Here is a 3,316-nt window from a genome sequence, read left to right as displayed (position 1 = left end):
GGCGGGCGGGCTGCCGGCGTCAGCCGGTGACGCGCAGGCTGATCGTGGTGCCCTTGGGCTGGAGCGAGCCCGGCGACGGGTCGGTGCTCGCGACCGTGAAGATGTCCCAGAGGATGTTCTCGGGCAGCGTCGTGCTGACCTTGAAGCCGAGTCCGCGCAGCGTCGCGGCGGCCGACGAGAGCGTGTTGCCGATGACGTCGGGCACCGCGATGGGCTCGGGGCCCTTCGACACCACGAGCTGCACGGTGTCGCCGGGGCGCCACCGGCCGCCCTCCGGGCGGTCGCCGAGGCCGATCACGCGGCCCGTCTCGACCTCGTCGCTGTACGCCTCGGCGTTCTCGGGGTTGACCGACAGGTCGACGCTGCGGAGCGCGCCGGCGGCGTCCTCCGGCGTGCGGCCCTTCACGTCGGGCAGCGCCCCGACCGACACGGCGAGCGTCGCGGTGTCGCCCTGGTGCACGACGCATCCGTCCGTGCAGTCCTGATCGTCGCCGCCGTCCTGCGGGGTGACGGAGGCCCAGATGACCGAGTCGCGGGCGACCTCGGCGTCGAACTCGTGCACCGAGTCGGGCACGACGAGCTTGTTCGACTCCAGCAGCTTCCGGGCGTCCGACTCGGGCATGCCGTTCAGCGCGGGGAAGGACACCTCGGCCGGGCCGATGGAGACGTAGACGGTGACCGCGGTCCCGGCATCCACCCGCGCGCCCGCCTCGGGATCCGTCCGCACGACGAGGCCCGCGGGCACGTCGAGGCTGTTCTCCTCGGCGGCCACGGCCTGCAGCTCGACGGCGACGAGCTCGGCCTCGGCGGCCGCGTAGTCGCCGCCCGACACGTCGGGCACCGGGATCTGCGAGCCCGGTCCGGAGCCGAACCACCAGCCGGCGCCGCCGGCGAGGGCGGCGAGCACCACCACGAGGACGACGAGCCACGCGCCCTTGCCCGCGTTGCGCTTGGTGCGCTGGCGCAGTCGGGTCGCGTTGTCGAGCTCGTGCACGGCGGTCGGCGTCGTGAAGGTGCCGGGCATGACCTTGGTCAGCTCGCCCGAGTCGACCGGGTCGTCGCCCACCGGGGCGCTGAGCGGCGTCGTCCGCACCACCTGGGGGAAGACGCCGAGCTCCTTCTCGATCTCGCGCAGACGCTCGAGCATGGCGCGCGCGTCGGCGGGCCGCTCGTCGGGCTCGCGCTCGGTCGCCCACAGCACGAGCTCGTCGAGCGGCTCGGGCACGCCGGGATTCTTCGCGCTGGGCCGCGGCACCGAGTCGGTGGCGTGCTGATAGGCGATCTGCATGGGCTGCTCGCCCTGGTAGGGCTGCTCGCCGACGAGCATCTCGTAGAGCATGATGCCGAGCGCGTAGATGTCGCTGCGGGCGTCGGCGGTGCCGCGGGTCACGAGCTCGGGTGCGAGGTAGGCGATCGTGCCGAGCAGCATCTGCCCGGTCGCGGTGTTCGCGCTCGTCGCGCGGGCGAGGCCGAAGTCGCCGATCTTGATGCGGCCGTCCTCGGCCAGCAGCACGTTCTCGGGCTTGACGTCGCGGTGCACGATGCCGGCGCGGTGTGCGGCGGCCAGGCCCGAGAGCACGGCGTGCATGATCGTGATCGTCTGCGGGATGGTGAGGCGGCGCTGCTCGCGCAGGAGCTCGCGCAGCGTGATGCCGGGCAGGTACTCCATGACGAGGTAGGCCATCTCGCCGTCCTCGCCCTGGTCGAACACGTTCACGACGTGCGGGTCGGCCAGTCGCGCGGCCGCACGCGCCTCCTGCACGAAGCGGCTCTGGAACACCGAGTCGTCGGACAGATGGCCGTGCATGACCTTGAGCGCCACCCGGCGCTCGAGGCGCAGGTCGGTGGCGACGTAGACCGTGGCCATGCCGCCCCGCGCGATCCGCGCGCGCACGCGGTAGCGCCCGTCGACCAGTCGGCCGATCAGCGGGTCGGTCTGCTGGCTCGTGCTCACCCTGAGATTCTACGGATCGGATGCTGAGAGCCCGGGCAACGGCGCACCCCGGCGCCGTGCGCGCCTCGGCGCGCCCCTGCGTGCCGCGCCCGTGTCATAGTGGAGCCGTGACCGGCGATCCCGCATCGAAGACCCCGACCGAATGGCTCACCATCCCCGACCTCGTCGCGCTGACGGGGGAGTCGCAGGGACGCGTGCGGCGCCTCCTCGACGAGCGGCAGCTCGTCGGATCGCGACGCGACGGCGTGTTGCGGGTGCCCGCCGTCTTCCTCGTCGACGGCCACCCGCTGTCGGCGCTGCGGGGCACGCTGTTCGTCCTGCACGACGCCGGGTTCAGCGACGACGAGGCGATCGACTGGCTGCTCTCGCCCGAGGACTCGATCGGCGTCTCCCCGATCGAGGCGCTCCTGGCGGGCCGCAAGAGCGAGGTCCGGCGCGTCGCCCAGTCGCTCGGCTGAGCGGCCGGGCGATCAGGACGTGCGGCTGATCGCCGCGCGCGCCAGCGCCCGCAACGTCGCGGTCGCCTCCGCGCCGAGGTCGGCGCCGTCGAGCGCCGCCTCCGCCTCGCGCTCGTAGTCGTCGATGTGCGTCTCGACGCGCGCGAGCGCGCCGGTGTCGACGATCGCCGTCTGCAGGCGCGCCACGGCGCCGTCGTCGAGGCCGGGATCGCCGAGCTCGGCGTCGAAGCGCGCGCGGGTCGCGGCATCCATTCCCTCTCGTGCATATGCCACGAGCAGCGTGCGCTTGCCCTCGCGCAGGTCGTCGCCGGAGGGCTTGCCGGTGACCGCGCTGTCGCCGAACACGCCGAGCACGTCGTCGCGCAGCTGGAAGGCGAGCCCGATCGGGTGCCCGAAGCGCGACAGCGCGTCGCGCTGCGCCGCGTCGGCGCCGGCGATCGCGGCGCCGATCAGCAGCGGCTGCTCGACGCTGTAGCGGGCCGACTTGAGGGATGCCACGCGCAGCGCCCGCGCGGCGTGCTCGCCGTCCGGCGCGGTGACGTGGGCGGCCTCCTCTGCGACGTCGAGGAACTGGCCGATCGTCACGTCGCGGCGCATGACCGCGTACGCGGTGCGCGCGGCGTCGGCGTGCGCCGCGCCGCGCAGCCCCTCCTCGAGGAGGTCGTCGCTCCAGGCGACGAGGAGGTCGCCGAGGAGCACCGCGGCCGAGCGCCCGAACGCGCCGGCGTCGCCCGCCCAGCCGGCGTCGCGGTGGGATGTCTCCCACGCGCGGTGCGCGGACGGGCGGCCGCGGCGGAGGTCGGAGTTGTCGATCAGGTCGTCGTGCACGAGAGCCGCCGCGTGGAAGATCTCGAGCGCCGCGGCGGCGGCGATCGCGGCCTCCGCGGGGGCGGCCGGCACCCCC

At 74.1% G+C, this 3,316-nt stretch carries 3 protein-coding genes; 1 reads left to right on the top strand and 2 read right to left on the bottom strand.

Annotated elements, in window-relative coordinates; translation table 11 throughout:
* Nucleotides 1-19: 19 nt before the first annotated feature.
* Nucleotides 20-1,954 carry a Stk1 family PASTA domain-containing Ser/Thr kinase gene (gene pknB / locus WML84_RS14055; RefSeq protein ID WP_347346761.1) on the bottom strand — a complete coding sequence of 645 codons (1,935 nt, stop codon included), beginning with the start codon at nt 1,952-1,954 and terminating at the stop codon, nt 20-22.
* Between the two features lie 107 nt (nt 1,955-2,061).
* Between pknB and WML84_RS14050 the strand changes: the two genes are divergently transcribed.
* Entirely contained in the window at nt 2,062-2,412 is a 351-nt protein-coding gene (locus WML84_RS14050) for an Rv2175c family DNA-binding protein (RefSeq protein ID WP_347346760.1), read from the top strand.
* Between the two features lie 12 nt (nt 2,413-2,424).
* On the opposite strand, the gene WML84_RS14045 is transcribed toward WML84_RS14050, so the two are convergent.
* Nucleotides 2,425-3,316: polyprenyl synthetase family protein (locus WML84_RS14045; RefSeq protein WP_347346759.1), on the bottom strand; the 892-nt coding region annotated here is incomplete at its 5' end.

The organism is Microbacterium sp. (genome assembly GCF_039812165.1).
Classification (GTDB): Bacteria; Actinomycetota; Actinomycetes; order Actinomycetales; family Microbacteriaceae; genus Microbacterium.
Note: the sequence above shows the minus strand (reverse complement) of the source record. Positions and strands in the feature narration are given on the sequence as shown.